The organism is Micromonospora sp. NPDC093277, from assembly GCF_044765245.1.
Taxonomy (GTDB): domain Bacteria; phylum Actinomycetota; class Actinomycetes; order Mycobacteriales; family Micromonosporaceae; genus Micromonospora.
This window is the reverse complement of record NZ_JBIWJO010000004.1, coordinates 160,974-181,446: the sequence shown is the minus strand read 5'-3', so window position 1 is coordinate 181,446 and position 20,473 is coordinate 160,974. Positions and strand designations below refer to the sequence as shown.

Below are 20,473 nucleotides of genomic sequence, written 5' to 3'. Positions count from 1 at the left end.
TGCCTCGGAGCTTTCTCGGTGGCGCCCGGGCCGACCCCGCCGGTGGGGCCGCTGCTTTGAGGCAACTCCGAGCTGGGACCGAGCCGGTGGAGAGGAGCGGCCGGCAGACTGACCCGTCATGGAAGACGGCCAGACCCGACTGTGGCGTACTCGACGGGGCCGCTGGGGGGCCGCGGTCGCCGGCGCCACGCTCGTGCTCGGCACCGCCGGGGCGTTGGTGTTCACCGCGGACGCCGACGAGGTACCGGCCCAGCCGGTCACCGTCGCGGTCGACCGGGGACCGGTCGAGATCCAGGTCGCCACCACCGGCACGGTCCAGACGGCGACCACCCGGGCGCTGAGCTTCACGGTTTCCGGCACGGTGGCGAGCGTCGCCGTTCGGCCCGGCACCGTGGTGCGGGCCGGGCAGCAGCTCGCCACCCTCTCCGACGAGGACGTCGCCGCGGCGGCCGACGCGGTCAACCGTGCCGAGCAGGACCTGACGGATGCCCGGAACGCGCTGACCGAAGCGCGCAAGCCGACCAGCGCGGCGTCGAGCTGTCCGACCGCCGCCGTCCGGCCCGTCGCGTGGACGTCGCCGCAGCCCACCGGGACGGCGACCCCGACTCCCTCGGCGGCGTCGGAATCCGCGACACCGGCCCCGTCCGCCAGCAGCGTGCCACCCGCCTCCCCCACCCGCCCCGTCCCCGCACAGACCGCCCCCGCACGAACCGGGGCCCCGCAGGCCCCGCAGCCCGGCGCGACACGTGCACCCGGCGGCGCCGCCTGCTCCGGCGGATCCCAGGGCGGCGGCGGACCTCAGGGCGGCGGATCCCAGGGCGGCGGCGACCGGATCCTCGATGCGCAACGCCGGGTGAACCAGGCCGAGGCAGCGGTGGCGGAGGCGGAGAGTACGCGTTCCGGTGCCACCATCACCGCGCCGATCCGGGGCACCGTCCTGTCCGTCGCCGGGAAGGTGGGCAGCACGGTCGGCCGAGGCGCCACCTTCATCACCCTGGCGGACACCTTCAGCATGCAGGTCGAGGCGAAGTTCCCGGAGGCGGACGCGGCGGCCATCGCGGTCGGGCAGACCGCCACGGTGGGCCTCGCCGACCGGGCCGGCCAGACGTTCTCGGCGACCGTCGTGCAGGTGGATCCGGCCGGTACCGCCGACGGCCAGATGGTCCGCTACGGCGTGGTGCTCTCGTTCACCGAGGCCCCGGAGAACCTGCTGATCGGGCAGACCGCGGCGGTGACCGTGCGCACCGGATCGGTCACCGATTCGCTGCGCGTGCCGTCCACCGCGGTGCACGATGTGACGGACGGCCACGGCACCGTGCGGTTCGGTGATTCCGGCGAGTTGCGTACGGTCGCCGTCGGCCTACGTGGCGACCAGTACACCCAGGTCACCGAGGGGCTGGCCGCCGGCGACGTCGTCCTGCGGTCCTGGTGACAGCTGGGGCACAGGTTCCACACAGGTCGCTCCGAGGCAGGCCCGGTAGGCAGAGCCGGTGCGAACCGACATCCTCCGGCCGCCCGGGGAGGGCCCGACCCCAGCTCTCGACGGCACGACCGATGCCGCCCGGGTGCTGGTGGTCGACGACGAGCCGAACATCTCCACGCTGCTCGCCGCCGCGCTGCGCCTGGTCGCGTACGACACCCGGGTGGCCGCCAGCGGCCGAGCGGCACTGGCCTGCGTCGAGGAGTTCGACCCCCACCTGGTCGTCCTCGACGTGATGCTGCCGGACCTCGACGGGTTCGAGGTGGCCCGGCGGCTGCGCGCGGCCGGGCGGCCGGTGCCGGTGCTCTTCCTGAGCGCCAGGGACACGGTGGAGGACCGGGTGACCGGGCTGGTGGTCGGCGCGGACGACTACGTCGCCAAGCCGTTCAGCCTCGAGGAGGTGGTGCTGCGGATCCGGGCCATCCTGCGACGCAGCCGACCTGAGTCGCCGGCGGTGCCGGAGAGTTCCACGCTGCGCTACGCCGACCTGGAGCTCGACGACGGCGCGCACCAGGTACGCCGGGCGGGTCAGCCGGTGGAGCTGTCGCCGACCGAGTTCCGGCTGCTGCGCTATCTGCTGCTCAACGCCGGCCGGGTGGTGAGCAAGGCGCAGATCCTCGACCGGGTGTGGAACTACGACTTCGGCGGTGACGGACGGATCGTCGAGTCGTACGTGTACTACCTGCGACGCAAGGTCGACCGGCTCGGCCCGCCACTCATCCACACGGTTCGCGGGGTGGGATACACCCTCCGACTACCGCCCGGGGACGAGTGAACCGCCGGCTGCGGGTGCGCCCGTGGGCACACTGGACCCTGCGCTCCCGGCTCGTGCTGGTGGTCGCTGCGCTCACCACGCTCGCCCTGCTCGGCGCGAACACGGCCGGGTTCTTCCTGCTCCGCGGCTATCTGCTGGAGCGGATCGACGACCAGCTGACCGCCCAGGCCCGGCCGCTGCACGCCGGACCCAGGCCGGGGATCGGGCCCTGGCCCGGCGACTCCACACCGCAGGCCGCGAGCCCGAGCCCCTGGCCGGAGCCGGGAGCGGACTCCGGCGCCGGCCGTGACCTGTCCGGGCGCTTCGCCCGCCTGGGCCAGGACCAGATGGTCCTGGTCTACCGCGCGGACGGCACCCGGGACACCGAACGCAGCAGCACGCCGACGGCGGCGGCCCCGGATCCGGGCACTCTCGCCGAGGTGACGGCGCGGGCCACGACCGGACGGCCGTACACCGTTGCTGGCGGTGACGGCGCAGTCGATTGGCGGTTGCTGGCCGTGCCGGTCGGGCAGGACGGAGCGGTGGTGGTTCTCGGCGTGTCACTGAGCGAGGTGGACCGGACCGCCGACCGGTTGCTGCTCATCGACGTGGCGGTCGCCGGCACCGTGCTGCTCGGGCTGGGCCTGCTCGCCGCGTCTGTGGTCCGGCTGGGCCTGCGCCCGCTGACCAGGATGGAAGGCATCGTCGCGGGTATCACCGGGGGCGAGCTCACCCACCGGGTCGACGGGGTCGACCCGCACACCGAGCCGGGCCGGCTGGGCGCGGCGGTGAACCTGATGCTGGACCGGATCGGTGCCGAAATGGCCGCCCGCGCTGCCTCCGAACGGCGGCTGCGCCAGTTCGTCGCGGACGCCTCGCACGAGCTGCGTACCCCGCTGACCTCGATCCGGGGCTTCGCCGAGCTGTACCGGCGTGGCGGTGCCCCGGCGGGGCCGCTGCTCGACGAGACGATGAGCCGCATCGAGGGCGAGGCGGCCCGGATGGGTGTACTGGTCGAGGACCTGCTCCTGCTCGCCCGGCTGGACCAGCAGCGGATTCCCGCGCTGCGTCCCGTCGACCTGCTGGAGATAGCCGCCGACACCATCCGCGACGCGCACGCCCGGACGCCGGAGCGGCGCGTCCGGCTGACCACCCTGGCCGACTGCGACGACTCGTTCGAGCCGCCGAGCGTGCTCGGCGACGAGCACCGGCTCCGCCAGGTCGCGGCGAACCTGGTCGGCAACGCACTCCAGCACACCGGGCCGGAGGTGCAGGTCACCGTCCGAATCGGGCGGCTGCCCGCACCGGCGGCCGACCCGGCTGTCCGGTCCGCCCCGCCGCCCGCGCCGACCGGCGGGGGGCTCGCGGTGCTGGAGGTGCACGACGACGGGCCGGGGATACCGGTGGAGCACGCCGGCCGGGTGTTCGAGCGGCTCTACCGGGTGGATCCCAGCCGCGGGCGGGGCAACGGCGGCGGCTCCGGCCTGGGGCTCTCCATCGCCGCCTCGATCGTGCATGCCCACGGCGGCTGCATCGAGCTGGACACCGCGCCGGACGCGGGAACGACCTTCCGGGTGCTGCTGCCCGCCGCGCTCGAACAGGCCGCCGGCAGTCCCGACACCGAGGTCCACGCCGCCGACGGTGCGCCGGCCGACCAGCCCGAGTTGCGGACGGCGATTCCGAGCCAGCTCTGAGCTTGCCTGGAACCTCCTCCCAGCCGACCGGTGGAGGCTTTCGGCCATGCGTGTGCGCCTGCCGGCTGTCCTGCACCGGCCTCCCGTGGCGGTGAACGCCACACTGGCCCTGCTCCTGCTCGGCGGCGGCTACTGGGCCTGGTCGTCGGTGACCGGCGACTCCGCCGCACAGGCGGAGCCGAACCGGGCCGCCCGAACGGTCCAGGTGTCGCGAGGGACCGTGACCGCCACGGTCACGGCGGACGGCTCGATCGAGAGCGCCACCACGGCGAGCGCCAGCTTCGCCACCGCCGGCACGGTCACCGACATTCGCGTACGGGTCGGCCAGAACGTCAAAAAGGGACAGCTGCTGGCGACGGTGGATCCGGCCGCGGCCGAACGAGCGCTCAAGCTGGCCCAGGCGAACCTGGACGCCGCCGAGAGCGCGCTGGAGCGGGCCCGCGCCGCCGACGGCGACACCTCGTCCGCCGAGAACTCGGTGACGCAGGCGGAACTCGCGGTCGACGAGGCCGAGGCCGGCGTTGCCGGGACGAAACTCACCGCGCCGATGGCTGGCACGGTGGTCGCCGTCAACGGCACGGTGGGCAGCTCGTCCGGGGGGTCCGGCGGTGGGTCGTCGGGCAACTCGGGCGGCGGCTCGCCCGGCGGTTCCGGTGGCCAGCAGAACAGTGGCGCGTCGAGCACGACCACGGGGTTCGTGGACCTCGCCGACCTGTCCCACCTGCAGGTCAGCGCGGCGGTCGCGGAGGCGGACGCCACCCGGCTCAAGAGCGGGCAGGCAGCCACCGTCATCTGGAACGCGCTGTCCGGCGCCCAGGCGACCGGCAAGGTGACGGCGATCGACCCGCAGGCCACCACCAGCAACAACGTGGTCACCTACGGCGTGACGATCGGCCTGGACGAGCTGCCGACCGGTGCCAAACCGGGGCAGACGGTCACGGTCAGCGTGGTCACCGGCACCGCCCAGGACGTACTGATGGTCAACTCGGCCGCGGTCAGCGGCAGCGGCGACCGGCGCACCGTCACCGTGGTCACCGAGACCGGCCAGGAGATGCGGCGGGTGGAGGTCGGACTCGCCGGCAACCAGGCGTACGAGATCACCTCCGGGCTGGCCGAGGGCGACCGGGTCGTCCTGCCGGAGAACAGCACCGGGACCGGCAGTAACGGCGGCGGCCTTCGGGGTGGCGCGGGCTTCCCCAGCGGTGGTGGCTTCCCTGGCGGTGGTGGGTTCCCCGGCGGCGGTGGGCCCGGCGGTGGCGGCTTCCCGGGTGGCGGTCAGGGCCCGCGACGGGCAGGCGGCTGATGGACCTCCGGGGCACACCGCGCCGTCCGGTCCTGGACGTCCGCGGGCTGACGAAGGTGTACGGCGAGGGGGACGCGGCGGTGCACGCGCTGCGCGGCGTCGACCTCTCGGTCGAGGCGGGCGACTACGTGGCGATCATGGGCTCGTCGGGTTCCGGCAAGTCCACCCTGATGAACATCCTCGGCTGTCTCGACGTACCGTCGGCCGGGCGATACCTGCTCGACGGGGTCGACGTGAGCAGTCTCGCCGACCGGCAGCTCGCGCTGGTCCGCAACCGGCTGATCGGCTTCGTGTTCCAGGCGTTCAACCTCATTCCCCGCACCAGCGCGCTGGCCAACGTGGAGCTTCCGCTGGCGTACGCCGGCGTACGCGTGGCGCAGCGTCGACGTCGGGCGATGGCCGCGCTGGACGCTGTCGGACTCGCCGAGCGGGCCGACCACCACCCCAACCAGCTCTCCGGCGGGCAGCAGCAACGGGTCGCCGTCGCCCGGGCGCTGGTCACCGAGCCCGCTCTGCTGCTCGCCGACGAGCCCACCGGCAACCTCGACAGCCGATCCACTGAGGACATCCTGGTCATTCTCGACCAGCTCAACGCCGCCGGACGGACAATCGTGCTGATCACCCACGAAGCTGAGGTCGGCGCCCGGGCCCGACGTCTGGTGCGGCTCTTCGACGGTCAGGTCCGCGTCGACGAACGGCAGGACGGGCTGGGCCGACACGCGGCGGGGGTGCCGCGGTGACGCTGGTCGAGATCCTCCGCTTCGCCCTGCGCGGGGTAGCCGCCAACAAGCTGCGCTCGGCGCTGACGATGCTCGGCATCCTGATCGGCGTCGCGGCGGTGATCCTGCTGGTCGCGGTGGGCAACGGGTCAGCTCAGGCGATCACGAGCCGGATCGAGGCGCTGGGCACCAACACCCTCACGGTGACCGGTACCAACCGGAGCGCGGGCACCGGCGGGCTCACCCTGGACGTGGCCGACGCGCTCGCCGACCCGGTGCTCGCCCCCGACGTACAGTCGGTGTCCCCGCTGGTCACCACCTCGGCCACCATCACGTATCAGGGCACGGAGCACGAGGTCGGCCAGTTCGTCGGCACCCGGCCGAGCTGGTTCGACGCCTCGAACTCCCCGGTCGCCAGTGGCGCGACGTTCAGCGTCGACGACGAGGCGCAGGGCCGCCGGGTGGTGGTCATCGGAAGCACCGTCGTCGACGAGCTGTTCGCCGGCGCCGACCCGATCGGGAAGCAGGTCACCGTCGGCGGCGCGCTGTTCACCGTGGTCGGCGTGCTGGCCCCGAAGTCCGCGACCGGTTTCCAGGACGCCAACGACATGGCGGTCGCCCCGCTGCGGGCGGTACGCGAGGTGCTGGCCGGCTACGGGACGCTCAGCTCGATCCTGGTCGAGGCGAAGAACCCGGAGCAGGTGGAAGCGGTCCAAGCGCAGATCGACACCGTGCTCGCCCAACGCCTGCCGAGCACCGGCACCGGCAGCACGCCGTACCGGATCCAGAACGCCGCGCAGCTGCTCCAGACGCAGACCGAGACCGCCGAAACCTTCACGGTCCTGCTCGGCGCGGTCGCCGCGATCAGCCTGCTCGTCGGCGGCATCGGCATCACCAACATCATGCTCGTCACGGTCACCGAGCGGACCCGGGAGATCGGTATCCGCAAGGCGCTGGGCGCCCGGCGCCGGACGATCCTGGTCCAGTTCCTGACGGAAGCGACCCTGCTCAGCCTGATCGGCGGGGCGCTGGGGGTGGCCGCCGCGCTGGTCGGGTCCCAGTTCTCCATCGTGGGCGTACGACCGGTGATCGTGCCCAGCTCCGTCGCGCTGGCCCTCGGCGTGTCGGTCGCGATCGGGCTCTTCTTCGGCGGCCTGCCGGCGGCTCGGGCGGCCCGGCTGCGCCCCATCGACGCCCTGCGTTACGAGTAACCCATCCGGAGAGACGAGGACATGGACACCACCGACACCGTCATCTTCGAACGGGTGGGAGACGAGGCACCGGGATCGCCGGACCGCCAGGCGGAGCCCGACCGGGACCTCTCCGCCGCACTCGCCGGCGCAGCGCCACGCCGCTGGTGGAACCGGGGCACCTTCGTGCTGGCCGGGCTGCTGCTGGTGCTGGTCGGCTTCCTGGCCGGGACGCAGGTGCAGCAGCGTTGGGGCGACGCCCCGGCAACCTCGCAACCCGGCCGGTTGGGGGGCTTCCCGGGGGCTATGCCCAGCGGGTTCCCCGGGGGCGGCGCGGGGCGCGGCGAGCTTGGCAGCGGGTCGGCCCCGACCTCCGCCGCAGCGGCCACCACCGGGAAGGTGAAGCTGGTCGACGCCGGTGTTCTGTACCTGGAGACCTCCGACGGCACCGTGGTCACCGTACGGACCAACGACGGCACCACCGTGCAGACCAGCAAGAAGAGCGAACTGGCGAAGCTCAAGGCCGGGCAGACCGTCAGCGTGCAGGGCGACCGATCGGCCGACGGCACGGTCACCGCCACCACGGTCACCGCCGCCGGCTGAACCGGGCGGCGACAGCTCCGACGCCTGACGTCCACCGCCGCGCATCCGGCAACGGCTCGTCGGCACCGGGCGTCAGGCGGTCCGGGCCCGCCGCAGGCCGGCCAGGGACTTTGAGACAGGCCCTGGCCGGGGGGCGGCCCGTGGAGACGACGAAAGACCCCGCCCCTATGGTGGACCGATGACGTCGGTCAAGCAGATCCAGGTCACCTTCGACTGCGCAGCGCCTGAGCGCGTCGCTCGTTTCTGGTGCGAGGTGTTGGGGTACGTCGTACCGCCGCCACCGGAGGGGTTTGCTACCTGGGACGAGTTCGATCGCGCGCTGCCGCCCGAGCGTCAGGGTTCAGCGTTCGCCTGCGTAGATCCCTCAGGTGTGGGCCCGCGACTGTATTTCCAGCGTGTTCCCGAAGGCAAGGTCGTCAAGAATCGGGTGCATCTTGACGTACGGGTCGGCACCGGGCTCGTGGGTGAAGAGCGCCTGGCCGTACTTGAGGCCGAATGCGCCCGGCTGATCGCGCTCGGCGCGGTACGCGTGCGACTACTGCGTGCCGATGGCGAGAACGAGTCGTGCCTCGTGATGCAGGACGTCGAGGGCAACGAGTTCTGCCTCGACTGACTCTCATCGCGCGGCAGTGAGCGTACGAGTGGGCCGCCGGGGACTCGAACCCCGAACCTAAGGATTAAAAGTCCTCAGCTCTGCCAATTGAGCTAGCGGCCCGCCGTGGCACTAGGCTACCCGAGCCCGTGCTGGCTCGACGCACCGCTTTCCCGGTACACCACGGACCGGGTTCGTCAGCGGCCGGCCAGCTGCCTGAACCGTCCGCGGCCGGCCCGCCCGGCAGGGGACGGACCGGCGGGCATGCCTCGGGATCAGCGGCGGCGGCCGGACGCGATCGAGACGCCGATCGCGGCGAAGCCGACCTGCAGGGCCAGCTCGATCCAGTCGATGCCGCGGGTGTCGGCGACGCCGAATGCGCTGGCGACGAGGGTGCCGAGCAGCGCGGCGACGATGCCGATGAGCAGGGTGAGCCAGATCGAGATCTTCTGCTTGCCGGGCACGACCAACCGGCCCAGCGCGCCGATGATCAGACCGATGAAGATCGCGGTAAAGATGCCGGTGACTTCCACGAGCTGTCCCTCCCAGGCCAGTTGTCTCCGTCCAGCGTTACCCAGCCCCGCAAGGAGGGCCAAACCCTGGCGTCCGGTGGAAACGCGGATGCCAGGGTTGACCGGGATCTGGCGCGCGTCGCAGCGCCGGTCCCTGATGCGGTTGTCGTCTCGTCAGGCGTTCCAGACCGCCTGCGCTGCGGCCAGTGCGGCGGCCTGATACGGCGTCAGCGCGGTGGCCTCGGCGACCACTTCGATCGGCCACTTCTCGCTCAGATCGGTCCACAGCACGGCGGTCAGGCCTGAGAACGTCTTGAGTTCGTCCGTGTCCTCGGCCACCCGCAGCACATAGAGCCAGGCCGCTCCGTCGGGTGCCCCGTCGAGCGGGTCCCGCCAGGCACGGTGCAGGCCCTGAGCGCCCTCCCGCGCGGCGTGGGTGGTCAGGAGGCTGTCCGCCCGGTAGGGGCTGGGAGCATCCACCGGGCCGGTCGGGCGAAACCGGTACGCCAGTGGCGGCTCCTCGGCGACTACCGGCACGTCGAGCAGGTCCGGGATGTCGTCCTCGTCGAGGAAGGAGCGGATCAGGCCCTGCTCCTCGCGGGTGATCCCGACGCCCTGGTACGCCAGGTTGCCGAGGAGCGCACTGCCGGCCAGATACCACTCGCCCGCGGCGTAGTGCTCGCGCACCGTGCCCAGGACGTCGTCGGACAGCCGGCCCGCGAGCCGGGCGCACGCCTCGGTGATCGTCGCGTAGGTCTTCGCATCCATGGCACTCACTTCTTGTAATCACCGAGCACGGTCGTGGTGACGTTCCCCTGGGCATCCTGGACGACCCTGACGATCTTGTTGCCCTTGGGGCCCTCCCACGTCCAGCTGCCGTTACCGCCGACGTCGGGGTGGCTGTAACGGGGCGGGTTGCCCATCGGCACGCCCTTCGGGGCGGGGTTCGGCGCGGGCGGGTTGGTGATGACGCCCGGGTCGCTGCCGTGCGGCGGGTAGGCGGTCCGGATCTCGCCGTTGGCGAGCACCGTCGTCTTGACCCGTACGCCGTCGACCTGGCCCTCGTAGTCGTAGGCCCAGGCCCATTTTCCGTCGACGTCCTTGGTCATGTACGGGCCCTTCACCGGTGGCCCCTGTTGCGTCACGCGGTGCGCGGCGTCGAGGATCTGCGGATCGTCCCAGTCCTTCGGGAACTCCGTCTTCTTCGAGTAGCCGGTGCCGGCACGGTGGCCGCCCTGCCGGCCGCCGTCGCCATCGAGGATGTGCTTTCTCGACGCGTCACTGTGGTGGATGTCGGCGGCTGTGGGCGGGGTTGTCGGCGCCTGCGGCCTGCCCGGCGTGTTCGGATTGTTGGACCCCGGCTGATTGTTGCCCTGGCCGCCGCCACCGGGCCGGCCCTGTTGCGCCTGCGCCGCGACGGTGTTCTGGGCGCTGCTGACGTTCTGCGGTACGCCTGTGCTGCCGTGCGGTCGTCCGGACGGCCCGTTTCCGCTGTTGCCGTCTCCCTGCGGGTGGGACGAATCTCCGCCGCCGTTTCCGCCGCCGTGGGGGGTCTTGGGTTTCGCCATGAGTCGGAGCTAGCCGTTCAGGAGCTTGGAGAGGTTGGTCAGGCTGGTGATCAGGGCCATGACGTACGTCAGGATCCGCCCGGCCCATTTGACGACGGCCGCCGCGATCTGCGCGGCGATCACCGGGATGGTGACGACGAAGATGGCCTCGACCGCCCACACGATCACGCGGGCCACCAGGTCGGCGATGAGGTCGCGGACGATGTCGCGGGTGAACATCACCAGGTTGCCGGCGGCCTGCGTGGCGGCGGCCATCGCGGCGGAGATTCCGCCGAGCCCGCTGATCGCCTCCACGTTGTGTCCCATGAGGTCGTGGTAGGCGTCCGCGGCCCGCCCCTGCCAGTGTGGCATGTCCCCGTTGACGAAGGACGCGAGGTCGGTGGCCATGCTCCGCAGCGCGGCCGCCATGTTGTCCCAGGTGGCCGCGTGCGAGGCCACCACGTCCGGCATGCCGGCGAGTTCGTCGAGGATCTGCCGTAGCGGCTCGAAGTATTCCATCGCCCAGCCCAGCCCGTTGGCCAGCAGCGCGCTGAAGGGATCCATCACGCTGGCGGCGACCTCGATGCCGAACGACGCCCCTGCGATCAGGTCGTCGACCCAGCCCTCGCTGTGGATGGCGTCGACCAGCCCTTGGAAGCTGTCGGCCAGGGCCGCGCCGGTCCAGGGCTTGCGGGTCGACACGACGTCGGCGACCAGCGACGTGTCGGTCATGGCGTCGCCCCCGTCAGTCCTCCACCCGCCTTGCGGACCTCGGCGTCGGCGTCGGCATCGGCGTGGTCGTAGTTGTCGGCGGTCTTCCGCAGCCTGTCGACGGCCAACGACAGGTTTTCCTCCACGTACGCGATCAGCTCGTCCTGCCGTTTGTGTCGGCCCTCCAGGATGGCGGGCATCCAACTGCAGAGCAGCCCGTACGCCTCGTCGTTCTGGGCGATGTGCGCGCTGGCGGTCTTGACCGCGTCGAACTGCCCCCTGACGGCGTCGACGTTGCGGGCGTGCGCGCGGATCTGCTCCGCGTCAACCGCGAATCCGTCGGTCATCGCGCTCACCACCGACCGTGCTGGTCGTCGGAGCTCTCCCCGGCGGGGTCGGGGTCGCGCAACTGCTGCCCGACCCGCTCGGCGATCGCCCGCCCCGCGGCCGACTCGGTGCCCACCGTGTCGGCGATGATCTCCTGCGAGCGGTCGGCCAGCTGCCGCTTCGCCTCGCGGATCGTGTCCATGATCGTCCTGCTGACGACCTCGGGGCCGACCCGCTGGACCCGCTGGCCCAGCCGCAGGTCGACCAACGCGCCCACGGAGTCGACCGTGACCTCGCACAGGCCGTTGCCGTCGGCAACCGTCACCTGCAGCCGCTGGAGTCGGTCGCTCATCGCCTTGGTGTCGGCCGCGAGCTGGTCGATCCGGCCCTTCCATTCCGCCAGCCGGACCATCGCGCCGTCCGGATCCAGCAAGCCCCCCGTGTTCGGAACGCCGGCCCCCATGTGTCTCCTGGTCGCTTACCTTGATCAATTCTGGCCGGGGAAGACTAACATCGCGCACCTTGGGTGAGCACGGCTCGGAATCCTCACGATCCACAACGGACCAGGTGGGGCCACGCGACACGCCGGCCGGCCGCCCGGGTCGGTGATCCGGCTGCGGGGGCCGCCCACCTGGTACGACGGTGGGACGCACCGACGGCGAGGAGGTACTGATGACCAGTGGACGGGAGACGACGGAGGTGGACCCGGTGGTGTTCCGGGCCGTCTACGACTCGCCGGCCTCGCTGCCCGGCCGGCACCGGTGGACCACGCCCGAGCACGATGTACGCCGGTTGGAGAAGCTGCTGAACATGCCGGCGCACAGCATCGGCGCCCCGCTCTGGGTCAGCGGCGACGAGCCGGACTGCCCCAAGTGCGGTCGCCGGTTGAGCTGGTACGACATCGTCGCCTCCGCCCTGCACGGGGTGCACGAACCGGCGATGATCGCCCGCGTCATCCTCGGCGACCGCAAGTACGTCAACACTGAGGTGCCGGACGCGATCCCCGGCGTGTACTGCTCCGACTGCCGCACCCCCATCGACGGGCTGCGCAGCTTCAAGTGTCACAACTGGGCGTACGCCTTCGAGGCGCTGGAGGAGATCGTCGAGCGGATGACCGGCGGCCCCGCCCAGCCGGCCCAGCACCGGCCGGCCGACGCGGCCGAGCCGCCGGCCCACTGACCCGCCGCGCCTCGATCCGCCCGGAGCGCCCTGGTCGGGTGGCGAGGAGCCCACCTGAACCGCCCTGGTCAGGTGGCGAGGATGAGGGTCAGGGCGGTGGCGAGGATGAGGAACGGGCCGAAGGGCAGGTGGCTGGACCAGCGGACCCGGCGGGCCGCCAGCAGCGCCAACCCGACCAGGCCGGAGAGGGTGACGGCCAGCATCAGCCCGACCACCAGCACCGGCCAGCCGTACCAGCCGAGCAGCGCGCCGGCTCCGAGCGCCAGTTTGGCGTCGCCGAGCCCGAACCCGCGCCGGCCGAGCAGCAGCGTGGTCCCGGCGAAGCCGGCGCTGAGGGCTAGTCCGGCCATGGTGGCGCGCAGCCAGGGCGCGGGACCGGCGCCGGCCAGCGCGGCCACCCCGAGCAGTGCCCAGACACCGGCCGCGGCCGGGTAGGTGAGCCGGTCCGGGAGCCGGCGCACCGCGGCGTCGACCAGGGCGAGCGGCACCGCCCAGGCGAGCCACCAGGCCACCGCCAGCCGTACGCCGACCGGGCCGCCGGTCAGCGCGAGCGCCGCCACCGCCGCGACCAGCGCCAGCTCGACCGTGCCGGGGGCAGCGCCGACCCGGGCCCGGCACACCGGGCACCGGGCCGCCGGCCCGAGCGCCGGCAGTGGCCGGTCCAGGCCGATCGGCGCGCCGCAGCCGTCGCAGCCGGCCCGGTCCGGCGATTCCGGGGGTACGGCGTACCGGGCGACGGCCAGCCGCATCGACGGTACGAGAGCCACGGCGGCCAACAGGCGTACCACCGGACGCCGGGCGGTGGCCCCCGCCGGGTCGGTCCGGAGCCGCTCGGTGGTCACGTCGACCCTCCAGCGCGGTTGCGGACCGTTCCACTCCGGAGCACAGAAAGTGATTGCCGCCGGATCGACGCCTGCCGGATGGCGCGGAAAACGGCGCTCCGACCGGCCGGACCGGCGGGCCGGGGTCCGGCGACGGTCCGGGTTCGACCGGCACCGCCGTCGACGGAACAGATCGGACGGAGCATCCCGCTTCCGCCCATTCCTCCGCCCGGCGAACCCCGACCGACACCCCGAGCCACTTGACAGGACAAGCGGACTCCACCCACCAGCCGAGCCGGGGCCCGGCCATTGTTCAGCGCGCGGACAGCCACCGGCCATCACCACCCGTCATCACTGAGCGTGTTCGATTGAATTGCCTCTGTTGCATCGGCGGGCGTCAGCCTATGCTCGCCCCTTGGGTACGACGCAACCCCCGATCAATTGGCGTCGGAGGCCGACCGGAGACATCACGTTTCGAATCACCTGAAGATCCGCACAGGTAAATGCAGCGGTAGCCAGCCGGGTCCCGGATGAGCACATCGGGACGCGCTTCCGCATGCCCGGAGCACCCTTCCGCAACCACTCCGGGTCGGCACCGAGGAGGGCACGGTGTTGCGAGCACGGCGTTCCCGCCGATGGACAATCTGCCTGCTCAGCCCGGCCATACTGGTCGCGAGCGCGGGATGCGGCACCGAGCCGGAGGCGGCCACCCGCCCGCTGACCGGAGCCGGCACCGCACCGGCCGCGCATTCCACGGCCGACGAACAGGCGGCTGGGAAAGCGGCTCTCGCCGCATATTCCGGATACCTGGCGGCGTCCCGGGTGGCGAGCGCACGAAGCGATCCCGGCCATCCCGAGCTGACCCGATTCCTGGCGGATCCACTGTTGACCCGGGTACGGATGGCAATTCGTGAGGCGAAGGAGCACGGCGCGATGCGTACCGGGCGGCTCGTCTCCGATCCCACCGTCGTGTCGGTCGACCTGACCGCCGTCCCGCCGAGCGTGGAGATCCAGGACTGCCTGGACGCGACCGGCTACCAACTCGTCTACGCCAAGGACCATCGGGTGGTGCCCGGCACGCGCGGCGGGCGTTACCTGGCGACCGCCACCGCGACCCGCTACCCGGACGGCCGGTGGCTGATCAACGCCGGCGCCGCGCATCAGGACCAGCCGTGCTGACCTGGGGAGGAAGGGGTGTCCCGGCCCACCCGGCCCGGGCCGGGACATCCCGCCGGCTGCTGCTCGCCGCCGGCCTGGCGCTGCTGCTCACGCTGGCCGGCGCGCCCGCCCGGGGGGCCAACCCCGGCGGAAACTGCCCGCCCGGGCAGAACGACTGCAACGTCTGGGACGACGACCCGGCCGTACCGCCCGGCCCGGGCGGCGGGGGCGACAACGGCGGAGGCGGGAACAACGGTGGCACCGCCCCGAAGTGCCAGTGGAACGGCCGGACGATCCCCTGCTACGACGACCTGCTGGGCTGGTTCAACAACAGCGACGGCTGCTACTACAAGCTGGCCGAGCCGCAACCCGAGGCACCGGACGGCCAGCAGTGGTATGTGCGGACGTGCAACGGCGGCGATCTGGGCGACCAGACGGTCGTGCTGCTGGACGACCCGCCGCCCGGATACGGCGCGCCGCCCGACCCGGAGGAACTGGCCCGCCGCGCCCTCGCCTCGATCACGCTGCGGCCACCCCGGATCGCGGTCGCGCCCCGGCGGAGCAACGGGCCGGGCCTCGTCGGCCTGCCCGTCTGGATGTGGGCCAGCACCGGCAGGTCGTACTTCGGACCGTTGCAGGCGTCCGCGTCGGACCGCGGGCTGACGGTCCGGATCACCGCCCGGGTGACCCGGGTCGTCTGGACCATGGGCGACGGCACGGAGATCACCTGCACCGGGCCCGGCACCGCGTACGACGCGAAAGGCCGGTGGGCCGGGCAGACCTCCCCCGACTGCGGCTACGACCGCGGGTACGCCCGGGCCGGCACCTACCAGGTGAGCGCCACCACGTACTGGACCGTGCACTGGCGGGGCGGGGGCCATAGCGGCGACATCGCCCAGAGCCGGGCCAGCGGCACGGTCCCGGTGCAGATCAACGAGCTTCAGGTGGTGACCCAGTGAGCGCGAGGAGTGAGCCGGGCCTGCGAGCCCCGCAGTCGCGAACGAAGACCAGCCCAGTGAGCGCGAGGAGTGAGCCGGGCCTGCGAGCCCCGCAGTCGCGAACGGAGATGGCGCAGTGAGTGTGGCGACCCGGAACGGGACCTCGGTGGACGTGGACGCGCCGGTGGCGCCGCCCCGGGTGGTCCGGCAGCGGCGGGTACGTCCCGGGCTGCTCGGCCTGGCGGTGCTGCTGATCGCCCTCGGCGGGCTGGGCGCGGCCTTCGCGGTCACCTCGGTCCGCTCCACCGGCAGCTACCTGGCGGTGGCCCGCCCGGTCGAGGTGGGCCAGCAGCTCAGCGCCGACGACCTGGTCACGGTACGGGTCTCCGGCGGCCAGGGGCTGCAACCGGTGTCGAGCAAGCGGCTGAAGGAGGTGCTGGACCTGCGGGCGGCCGTGCGGCTGGTCCCGGGCACCCTGCTGAGCGCCTCCCAGCTCACCGACGCCCCCCTGCTCGGCCCCGGGCAGCAGCAGATCTCGCTCGGGCTCAAGCCGAGCCAGGTGCCGGCCCGTACGCTCCACCCCGGCGACAAGGTCCTGCTGATCAGCACCCCGGACAGCCGCGCGAACACCGGGGGCGGGGCGCGCGGCGGCGGCACCCGGTTCGAGGCCACGGTGATCGACACCGCCATTCCGGCGAACAACGACGTGGTCGTCTACCTGGCCCTGGCCGTGCGGGACGTGCCGGCGGTGGTGGTGCTGGCGGCGGACGACCGGATCGCGCTCGTGCTCACCGAGGCGGCCTGATGGCGATCATCGCCCTGCTGTCGGCGAAGGGTTCGCCCGGCGTGACGACGTCCGCGTTGGCCGCCGCGCTGACGTGGCACCGGCGCCTGGTGCTGGCCGAGTGCGACCCGGCGGGCGGCTCGATCCTGGCCGGCTATCTCGGCGGGGCGCTGGACGGCCCCCGCGGCATCGGCGAGCTGGCCGTCGGGGAGCTGCGCGACGGCAACCTGGACAGCGCGTTCTGGTCACAGCTCGTCGACCTGGACGCGCCGAGGCGGGAGCGGCTGCTGCTGCCGGGCGTGGTCGACCCGGCTCAGGCCGGCAGCGTGACGCCGCTCTGGCAGCGGTTCGCCGACTTCTTCACCGGCCTGGAGAAGGGTGTCCCCCCGTACGACGTGCTGGTCGACTGCGGCCGGCTCCAGGTGGGCGCTCCACCGTGGCCGGTGCTGCGGGCCGCCACGGTGGTGCTGCTGGTGACCCGCGCCCACCTGCCCGACCTGTCGGCCACCCGGTCGGCGGTCCGGGCCGTCGAGCGGGACTTCACCGAGCACCGGGTGCCGCCGGGCACCCTGCGGCTGCTGGTGGTCGGCGACGGGCATGGCTCCAGCGAGATCAGCAAGGCGCTTCGGGTGCCGGTGATCGCCCGGCTGCCGCACGACCCGCGTGGCGCGGCGGTGCTCAGCTTCGGCGGCACCGTACGCTCCGGCCGGCCGCTGATGCGCGCGGCCGGTGCCCTGGAGGTGCCGATCCGGGCGCTGCTGGAGCGGCGGCAGGCCCGCCTGGCCTGGCCGGCCACGGCACAGCCGGCGGTGACCGCGCCGACCGCGCCGGGGGTGTCCGATGCGGTTTGAGCCGGTCTCCCACGACCCGCGCGGGCAGCAGCCCGGCGCCACCTCGACCGTGCCGCCGCTGGCCCCGCCGAACGGGCACCGCGACCCGGCGGGGCCGCCCGTGGTGCCCGCCGCGCCGCCGGCGCTCCCGTCGCCGCGCTCCCGGGTGGACTTCGCCGTGGTCCGCGAGCTGCGCCGGGAGCTGAGCGAACGGCTCACCCGCTGGCAGCGCGGCCGGGAGTTCGACGCGGACGCCGAGGAGGTGGAGCGGGCCCGACTGGCCGTCGCGGTGGTCTCCGCGTACGCCGACTCGATACGCCGGGCCGGCACGCCGATGCCCGCCGACGAGGAACGGCTGCTGCTCGACCAGGTGACCGCCGAGCTGGTGGGCCTGGGCCGGCTCCAGACGCTGCTGGTCGACGAGACCATCGAGGAGGTGCACATCCTCGGCTGCGACCAGGTACGCATCACCCGGCACGGCGGCGGGGTGGACTGGGCCGAGCCGATCGCCGACAGCGACGACGAGCTGGTGGAGATCCTCCAGGCGGCGGCCCGCCGGGCGGGGGCCACCGAACGCTCCCTGTCCACGTCGAAGCCGACGCTCGACCTGCAACTGCCCGACGGCAGCCGGCTCGCCGCGGTGTTCCTGGTCAGCCACCGCCCGTACGCGGTGATCCGCAAGCACAACACCCTCGCGGTGAGCCTGGAGGACATCGCCGGCGGCCGGCCCGACCTGGACGAGATGCTCGACCCGCTGCTGCGCGACTTCCTGCGCGCGTCCATGCGGGCCGGGCTGAACATCATGGTCGCCGGGCTGGCCGGGGCGGGCAAGACCACGGTCATCCGGGCGCTGATGGACGAGATCCCGGCCGACGAGCCGTACGTGCTGCTGGAGGAGAGCCGCGAGCTGCTGCCGGCCCGCCAGGGGCACAAGCACCGGGCGGTGATGAGCTTCGAGTCGCGGGAGGGGCACGGCGAGCGCGGGCTGGACGGCCGCCCGGCCGGCGAGGTGAGCATCGCCGACCTGATCCCGGTCGCGCTGCGGATGGGCGTATTGCGGATCATCGTCGGCGAGGTCCGGTCCCGCGAGATCGTGCCGATGCTCCAGGCGATGACCATCAGCCGCGGGTCGATGTGCACCATCCACGCGCGTACCCCGGCGGGGGTGAGCGAGCGGATCATCGAGCTGGCGCTCTCGCACGGCCGGGAGATGACGGTCGACCAGGCCCGCCGGATGGCGGGCAACGCGCTCGACCTGATCGTCTACGTCACCGTCGAGGACGAGACCGCGATCGGCGGCCGCAAGCACCGCTTCGTCTCGCACGTCGAGGAGGTGATCGGGGTCGGTGAGGGCAACCGGATCACCACCACCACGGTGTTCGGGCCGGGGCCGGACGGCCGGGCGGTCCCCCGGCACCTGCCCGAGCGGATCCGCGCCGAACTCCTGCGGGTGGGCTACGACGCCCGGCTGCTGAGCCGGTTCGTCGAGGCCGGCACCGGTGCCTGGCGCCGCCCCCGGAACACCCGGCTCGGGGGCCGGTGACCGCCATGTCGATGATCGAGCTGATCGCCCTCTTCTCCGGCGCGGCGTTCGTGGCCGGGCTGGTGCTGGTCGTGGTCGCGCTGGTCGGCACCCGTCGGCCCGCCGGACCCGCGCCGGGCGCGCGAGCCGGGGTACGCCGGCTCTGGACCGGCTCCGGGACGGGCCGGCGGGAGCAGCACAGATTCCGGATGCTGCTCGGCGCGGCGGTGGTGGCCGGCGCGCTGACCTTCCTGCTGACCGGGCTGCCGGTGGTCGGGCTGCTGGTCGGGCTGGCCGTGCCCGGGGTGCCGTGGCTGTTCGGGGTCGGCCGGGCCGAGCAGCGGGCCATCGCCCGGGTCGAGGCGGTCGGCGAGTGGACCCGCCGGCTGAAGGACATCTGCGGCACCGGCCAGGGCCTGCAACAGGCGATCATCGGCACCATCGCCACCGCGCCGGAGGATATCCAGGAGGAGGTACGCACCCTTGCCGCCCGGCTCCAGGCGGGCTGGCTGGCGAGGTCGGCCCTGCTCGCCTTCGCCGACGAGATCGGCGACCCGGTCTGCGACCAGGTGGTGGCCGCGCTGATCCTGCACCTGACGGACCGGGGCGAGCGGCTCGGTGACGTGCTCGGCTCGATCGCCTCGGCCGCGTCCGCCGAGGTGGCCACCCGCCGGGAGATCGAGGCGAAGCGTACGCAGCCCCGGTTCGCGGTCCGCTTCCTCACCGGGATGACCCTGGCCGCCCTCGCGTACGGGCTGGTCAACACCGAGTACATCCGGCCGTACCAGACGCCGTTCGGTCAACTGGTGATGGCGGTGCTCGGTGCCGCGTTCATCGGGCTGCTGGTCTGGGTGCGCTCGATGAGCCAGCCGCCCCGGCCGGCGCGCTTCCTGCCGGCCCCCGACCCGGACGAGGTGATCGCGTGATCCTCAACTGGCAGCTCGCGGTCGCGGTGCTGGGCGGGGCGGTCGTCGGCCTCGGCCTCTTCCTGGTGGTACGCGAGGCGCTGCCGGCCACCCCGGCGCTCGGTCCGGCGCTGCGCCGGCTGCACCAGCCGCCCGGTCAGTCGGTGGCGGGCCGGGGCGGGCCGGACTGGCTGGGCGGCTTCTCCCGCTGGCTGCGCCCGCCGCACCGGCAACTCGCCCTGCTCGACCGGACCCCGGAGCAGTACGCCCTGTCGGTGCTGCTCTCCGCGCTGGTCGGGTTCGCCACGCCGGCCCTGGTGTCGGCCGTGTTCTTCCTGGGCGGGGTGTCGCTGCCGGTGGTCGTACCGGTGCTGGGGAGCCTGGGGTTGGCGCTGGTCGCCGGCCTGATCGCGCACCATGACGTGCTGGCGAAGGCGAACGCCGCGCGCGACGAGTTCCGCCAGGCGGTCTGCACCTACCTGGACCTGGTCGCGTTGCAGCTCTCCGCGGCGCACGGCCCGGTGCAGTCGCTGGAACGCGCGGCGCTGGTCTGCGACGGCTGGGTCTTCGACCGGATCCGGGAGGCGCTGCGGATCGCCCAGCTCCAGATGCACTCGCCGTGGGACGAGCTTCAGGAGCTGGCCGAGCGGATCGGCATCCCGGAGCTGGGCGACGTGGGCGCGATCATGCGTACCTCCGGCAGCGAGGGCGCCCAGGTGCACGAGACGTTGCGCAGCCGCGCCGACTCGCTGCGCGACCAGATCCGTACCGACAACCTGGCCCGGGCCGAGGCGGTGACCAGCCGGCTGGACATCCCCGGCTCGCTGCTGGTCTTCGTGCTGCTCGGCTTCGCCGTCTATCCGTTCCTGGCCCGTCTGTGAACCTCAGCCGCGAGAAGGAGAAC

The 20,473-nt window shown here is 73.0% G+C and carries 23 protein-coding genes and 1 tRNA gene; 16 read left to right on the top strand and 8 right to left on the bottom strand.

Annotation, left to right across the window (positions count from 1 at the left end):
- Positions 1 to 118: 118 nt before the first annotated feature.
- From ACIRG9_RS11135 to ACIRG9_RS11100, 8 genes are all read left to right on the top strand, one after another.
- On the top strand, positions 119 to 1,432 hold the full coding sequence (locus ACIRG9_RS11135) for an efflux RND transporter periplasmic adaptor subunit (protein ID WP_402853543.1): 1,314 nt from the start codon (positions 119 to 121) through the stop codon (positions 1,430 to 1,432).
- 70 nt (positions 1,433 to 1,502) lie between these two features.
- Positions 1,503 to 2,255 carry a response regulator transcription factor gene (locus ACIRG9_RS11130; RefSeq protein ID WP_402854254.1) on the top strand — a complete coding sequence of 251 codons (753 nt, stop codon included), beginning with the start codon at positions 1,503 to 1,505 and terminating at the stop codon, positions 2,253 to 2,255.
- Positions 2,252 to 3,928 (top strand): sensor histidine kinase, encoded by a 1,677-nt coding sequence (locus tag ACIRG9_RS11125; protein WP_402853540.1) that lies wholly within the window; start codon positions 2,252 to 2,254, stop codon positions 3,926 to 3,928. The genes ACIRG9_RS11130 and ACIRG9_RS11125 overlap by 4 nt, the downstream gene beginning before the upstream one ends.
- A gap of 46 nt (positions 3,929 to 3,974) precedes the next feature.
- On the top strand, positions 3,975 to 5,231 hold the full coding sequence (locus tag ACIRG9_RS11120) for an efflux RND transporter periplasmic adaptor subunit (protein WP_402853537.1): 1,257 nt from the start codon (positions 3,975 to 3,977) through the stop codon (positions 5,229 to 5,231).
- Entirely contained in the window at positions 5,231 to 5,971 is a 741-nt protein-coding gene (locus ACIRG9_RS11115; RefSeq protein ID WP_402853534.1) for an ABC transporter ATP-binding protein, read from the top strand. The genes ACIRG9_RS11120 and ACIRG9_RS11115 overlap by 1 nt, the downstream gene beginning before the upstream one ends.
- On the top strand, positions 5,968 to 7,161 hold the full coding sequence (locus ACIRG9_RS11110) for an ABC transporter permease (RefSeq protein WP_402853531.1): 1,194 nt from the start codon (positions 5,968 to 5,970) through the stop codon (positions 7,159 to 7,161). The genes ACIRG9_RS11115 and ACIRG9_RS11110 overlap by 4 nt, the downstream gene beginning before the upstream one ends.
- A gap of 21 nt (positions 7,162 to 7,182) precedes the next feature.
- On the top strand, positions 7,183 to 7,743 hold the full coding sequence (locus tag ACIRG9_RS11105) for a hypothetical protein (protein ID WP_402853529.1): 561 nt from the start codon (positions 7,183 to 7,185) through the stop codon (positions 7,741 to 7,743).
- A 178-nt stretch (positions 7,744 to 7,921) separates the two neighbouring features.
- A complete protein-coding gene (locus ACIRG9_RS11100) occupies positions 7,922 to 8,356 on the top strand; it encodes a VOC family protein (RefSeq protein WP_402853526.1) in 435 nt (144 codons plus the stop codon).
- Between the two features lie 29 nt (positions 8,357 to 8,385).
- On the opposite strand, the gene ACIRG9_RS11095 is transcribed toward ACIRG9_RS11100, so the two are convergent.
- The 7 genes from ACIRG9_RS11095 to ACIRG9_RS11065 form a co-directional block, all read right to left on the bottom strand.
- Positions 8,386 to 8,458 (bottom strand) — tRNA-Lys (locus ACIRG9_RS11095).
- A gap of 152 nt (positions 8,459 to 8,610) precedes the next feature.
- Positions 8,611 to 8,868, bottom strand: a complete 258-nt coding sequence (locus tag ACIRG9_RS11090) for a GlsB/YeaQ/YmgE family stress response membrane protein (RefSeq protein ID WP_402853524.1) — start codon at positions 8,866 to 8,868, stop codon at positions 8,611 to 8,613.
- A 153-nt stretch (positions 8,869 to 9,021) separates the two neighbouring features.
- A complete protein-coding gene (locus tag ACIRG9_RS11085) occupies positions 9,022 to 9,615 on the bottom strand; it encodes a hypothetical protein (RefSeq protein ID WP_402853521.1) in 594 nt (197 codons plus the stop codon).
- Between the two features lie 5 nt (positions 9,616 to 9,620).
- Entirely contained in the window at positions 9,621 to 10,415 is a 795-nt protein-coding gene (locus ACIRG9_RS11080; protein ID WP_402853518.1) for an EndoU domain-containing protein, read from the bottom strand.
- Between the two features lie 9 nt (positions 10,416 to 10,424).
- Positions 10,425 to 11,126, bottom strand: coding sequence for a WXG100 family type VII secretion target (locus tag ACIRG9_RS11075; protein ID WP_402853515.1), 702 nt, complete (start codon positions 11,124 to 11,126; stop codon positions 10,425 to 10,427).
- Entirely contained in the window at positions 11,123 to 11,452 is a 330-nt protein-coding gene (locus tag ACIRG9_RS11070) for a type VII secretion target (protein ID WP_402853513.1), read from the bottom strand. The genes ACIRG9_RS11075 and ACIRG9_RS11070 overlap by 4 nt, the downstream gene beginning before the upstream one ends.
- 5 nt (positions 11,453 to 11,457) lie before the next feature.
- The gene (locus tag ACIRG9_RS11065) at positions 11,458 to 11,865 is read right to left on the bottom strand and encodes a YbaB/EbfC family nucleoid-associated protein (protein ID WP_402853510.1); all 408 of its coding nucleotides are present in this window, start codon (positions 11,863 to 11,865) and stop codon (positions 11,458 to 11,460) included.
- Between the two features lie 239 nt (positions 11,866 to 12,104).
- On the opposite strand from ACIRG9_RS11065, the gene ACIRG9_RS11060 reads away from it, so the two are divergent.
- Entirely contained in the window at positions 12,105 to 12,611 is a 507-nt protein-coding gene (locus tag ACIRG9_RS11060) for a hypothetical protein (RefSeq protein WP_402853507.1), read from the top strand.
- A 68-nt stretch (positions 12,612 to 12,679) separates the two neighbouring features.
- Here ACIRG9_RS11060 and ACIRG9_RS11055 read toward each other — a convergent pair whose 3' ends face one another.
- A complete protein-coding gene (locus ACIRG9_RS11055) occupies positions 12,680 to 13,453 on the bottom strand; it encodes a prepilin peptidase (RefSeq protein WP_402853504.1) in 774 nt (257 codons plus the stop codon).
- 591 nt (positions 13,454 to 14,044) lie between these two features.
- Here ACIRG9_RS11055 and ACIRG9_RS11050 point away from each other — a divergent pair.
- From ACIRG9_RS11050 to ACIRG9_RS11020, 7 genes are all read left to right on the top strand, one after another.
- The gene (locus tag ACIRG9_RS11050; protein WP_402854251.1) at positions 14,045 to 14,611 is read left to right on the top strand and encodes a hypothetical protein; all 567 of its coding nucleotides are present in this window, start codon (positions 14,045 to 14,047) and stop codon (positions 14,609 to 14,611) included.
- Complete coding sequence (locus tag ACIRG9_RS11045; protein WP_402853501.1) at positions 14,605 to 15,549, top strand: hypothetical protein; 945 nt, start codon at positions 14,605 to 14,607, stop codon at positions 15,547 to 15,549. Before ACIRG9_RS11050 ends, ACIRG9_RS11045 begins: the two co-directional genes overlap by 7 nt.
- Before the next feature lie 115 nt (positions 15,550 to 15,664).
- Positions 15,665 to 16,333, top strand: a complete 669-nt coding sequence (locus tag ACIRG9_RS11040) for an SAF domain-containing protein (protein WP_402853498.1) — start codon at positions 15,665 to 15,667, stop codon at positions 16,331 to 16,333.
- Entirely contained in the window at positions 16,333 to 17,163 is an 831-nt protein-coding gene (locus tag ACIRG9_RS11035) for a ParA family protein (RefSeq protein ID WP_402853496.1), read from the top strand. Before ACIRG9_RS11040 ends, ACIRG9_RS11035 begins: the two co-directional genes overlap by 1 nt.
- Positions 17,153 to 18,685: a CpaF family protein gene (locus ACIRG9_RS11030; RefSeq protein ID WP_402853493.1), complete on the top strand. Its 1,533-nt coding sequence runs from the start codon at positions 17,153 to 17,155 to the stop codon at positions 18,683 to 18,685. Before ACIRG9_RS11035 ends, ACIRG9_RS11030 begins: the two co-directional genes overlap by 11 nt.
- Complete coding sequence (locus tag ACIRG9_RS11025) at positions 18,646 to 19,590, top strand: type II secretion system F family protein (protein WP_402854249.1); 945 nt, start codon at positions 18,646 to 18,648, stop codon at positions 19,588 to 19,590. The genes ACIRG9_RS11030 and ACIRG9_RS11025 overlap by 40 nt, the downstream gene beginning before the upstream one ends.
- Positions 19,590 to 20,450 carry a type II secretion system F family protein gene (locus ACIRG9_RS11020; protein WP_402854247.1) on the top strand — a complete coding sequence of 287 codons (861 nt, stop codon included), beginning with the start codon at positions 19,590 to 19,592 and terminating at the stop codon, positions 20,448 to 20,450. Before ACIRG9_RS11025 ends, ACIRG9_RS11020 begins: the two co-directional genes overlap by 1 nt.
- The last annotated feature ends 23 nt before the right edge of the window (positions 20,451 to 20,473 follow it).

Coding starts and splice junctions, on each gene's coding strand:
- ACIRG9_RS11135 (WP_402853543.1), top strand. CDS start 119: ATGGAAGACGGCCAGACCCGACTGTGGCGTACTCGACGGGGCCGCTGG.
- ACIRG9_RS11120 (WP_402853537.1), top strand. CDS start 3,975: ATGCGTGTGCGCCTGCCGGCTGTCCTGCACCGGCCTCCCGTGGCGGTG.
- ACIRG9_RS11115 (WP_402853534.1), top strand. CDS start 5,231: ATGGACCTCCGGGGCACACCGCGCCGTCCGGTCCTGGACGTCCGCGGG.
- ACIRG9_RS11105 (WP_402853529.1), top strand. CDS start 7,183: ATGGACACCACCGACACCGTCATCTTCGAACGGGTGGGAGACGAGGCA.
- ACIRG9_RS11100 (WP_402853526.1), top strand. CDS start 7,922: ATGACGTCGGTCAAGCAGATCCAGGTCACCTTCGACTGCGCAGCGCCT.
- ACIRG9_RS11085 (WP_402853521.1), bottom strand. CDS start 9,615: ATGGATGCGAAGACCTACGCGACGATCACCGAGGCGTGCGCCCGGCTC.
- ACIRG9_RS11080 (WP_402853518.1), bottom strand. CDS start 10,415: ATGGCGAAACCCAAGACCCCCCACGGCGGCGGAAACGGCGGCGGAGAT.
- ACIRG9_RS11075 (WP_402853515.1), bottom strand. CDS start 11,126: ATGACCGACACGTCGCTGGTCGCCGACGTCGTGTCGACCCGCAAGCCC.
- ACIRG9_RS11070 (WP_402853513.1), bottom strand. CDS start 11,452: ATGACCGACGGATTCGCGGTTGACGCGGAGCAGATCCGCGCGCACGCC.
- ACIRG9_RS11060 (WP_402853507.1), top strand. CDS start 12,105: ATGACCAGTGGACGGGAGACGACGGAGGTGGACCCGGTGGTGTTCCGG.
- ACIRG9_RS11035 (WP_402853496.1), top strand. CDS start 16,333: ATGGCGATCATCGCCCTGCTGTCGGCGAAGGGTTCGCCCGGCGTGACG.
- ACIRG9_RS11030 (WP_402853493.1), top strand. CDS start 17,153: ATGCGGTTTGAGCCGGTCTCCCACGACCCGCGCGGGCAGCAGCCCGGC.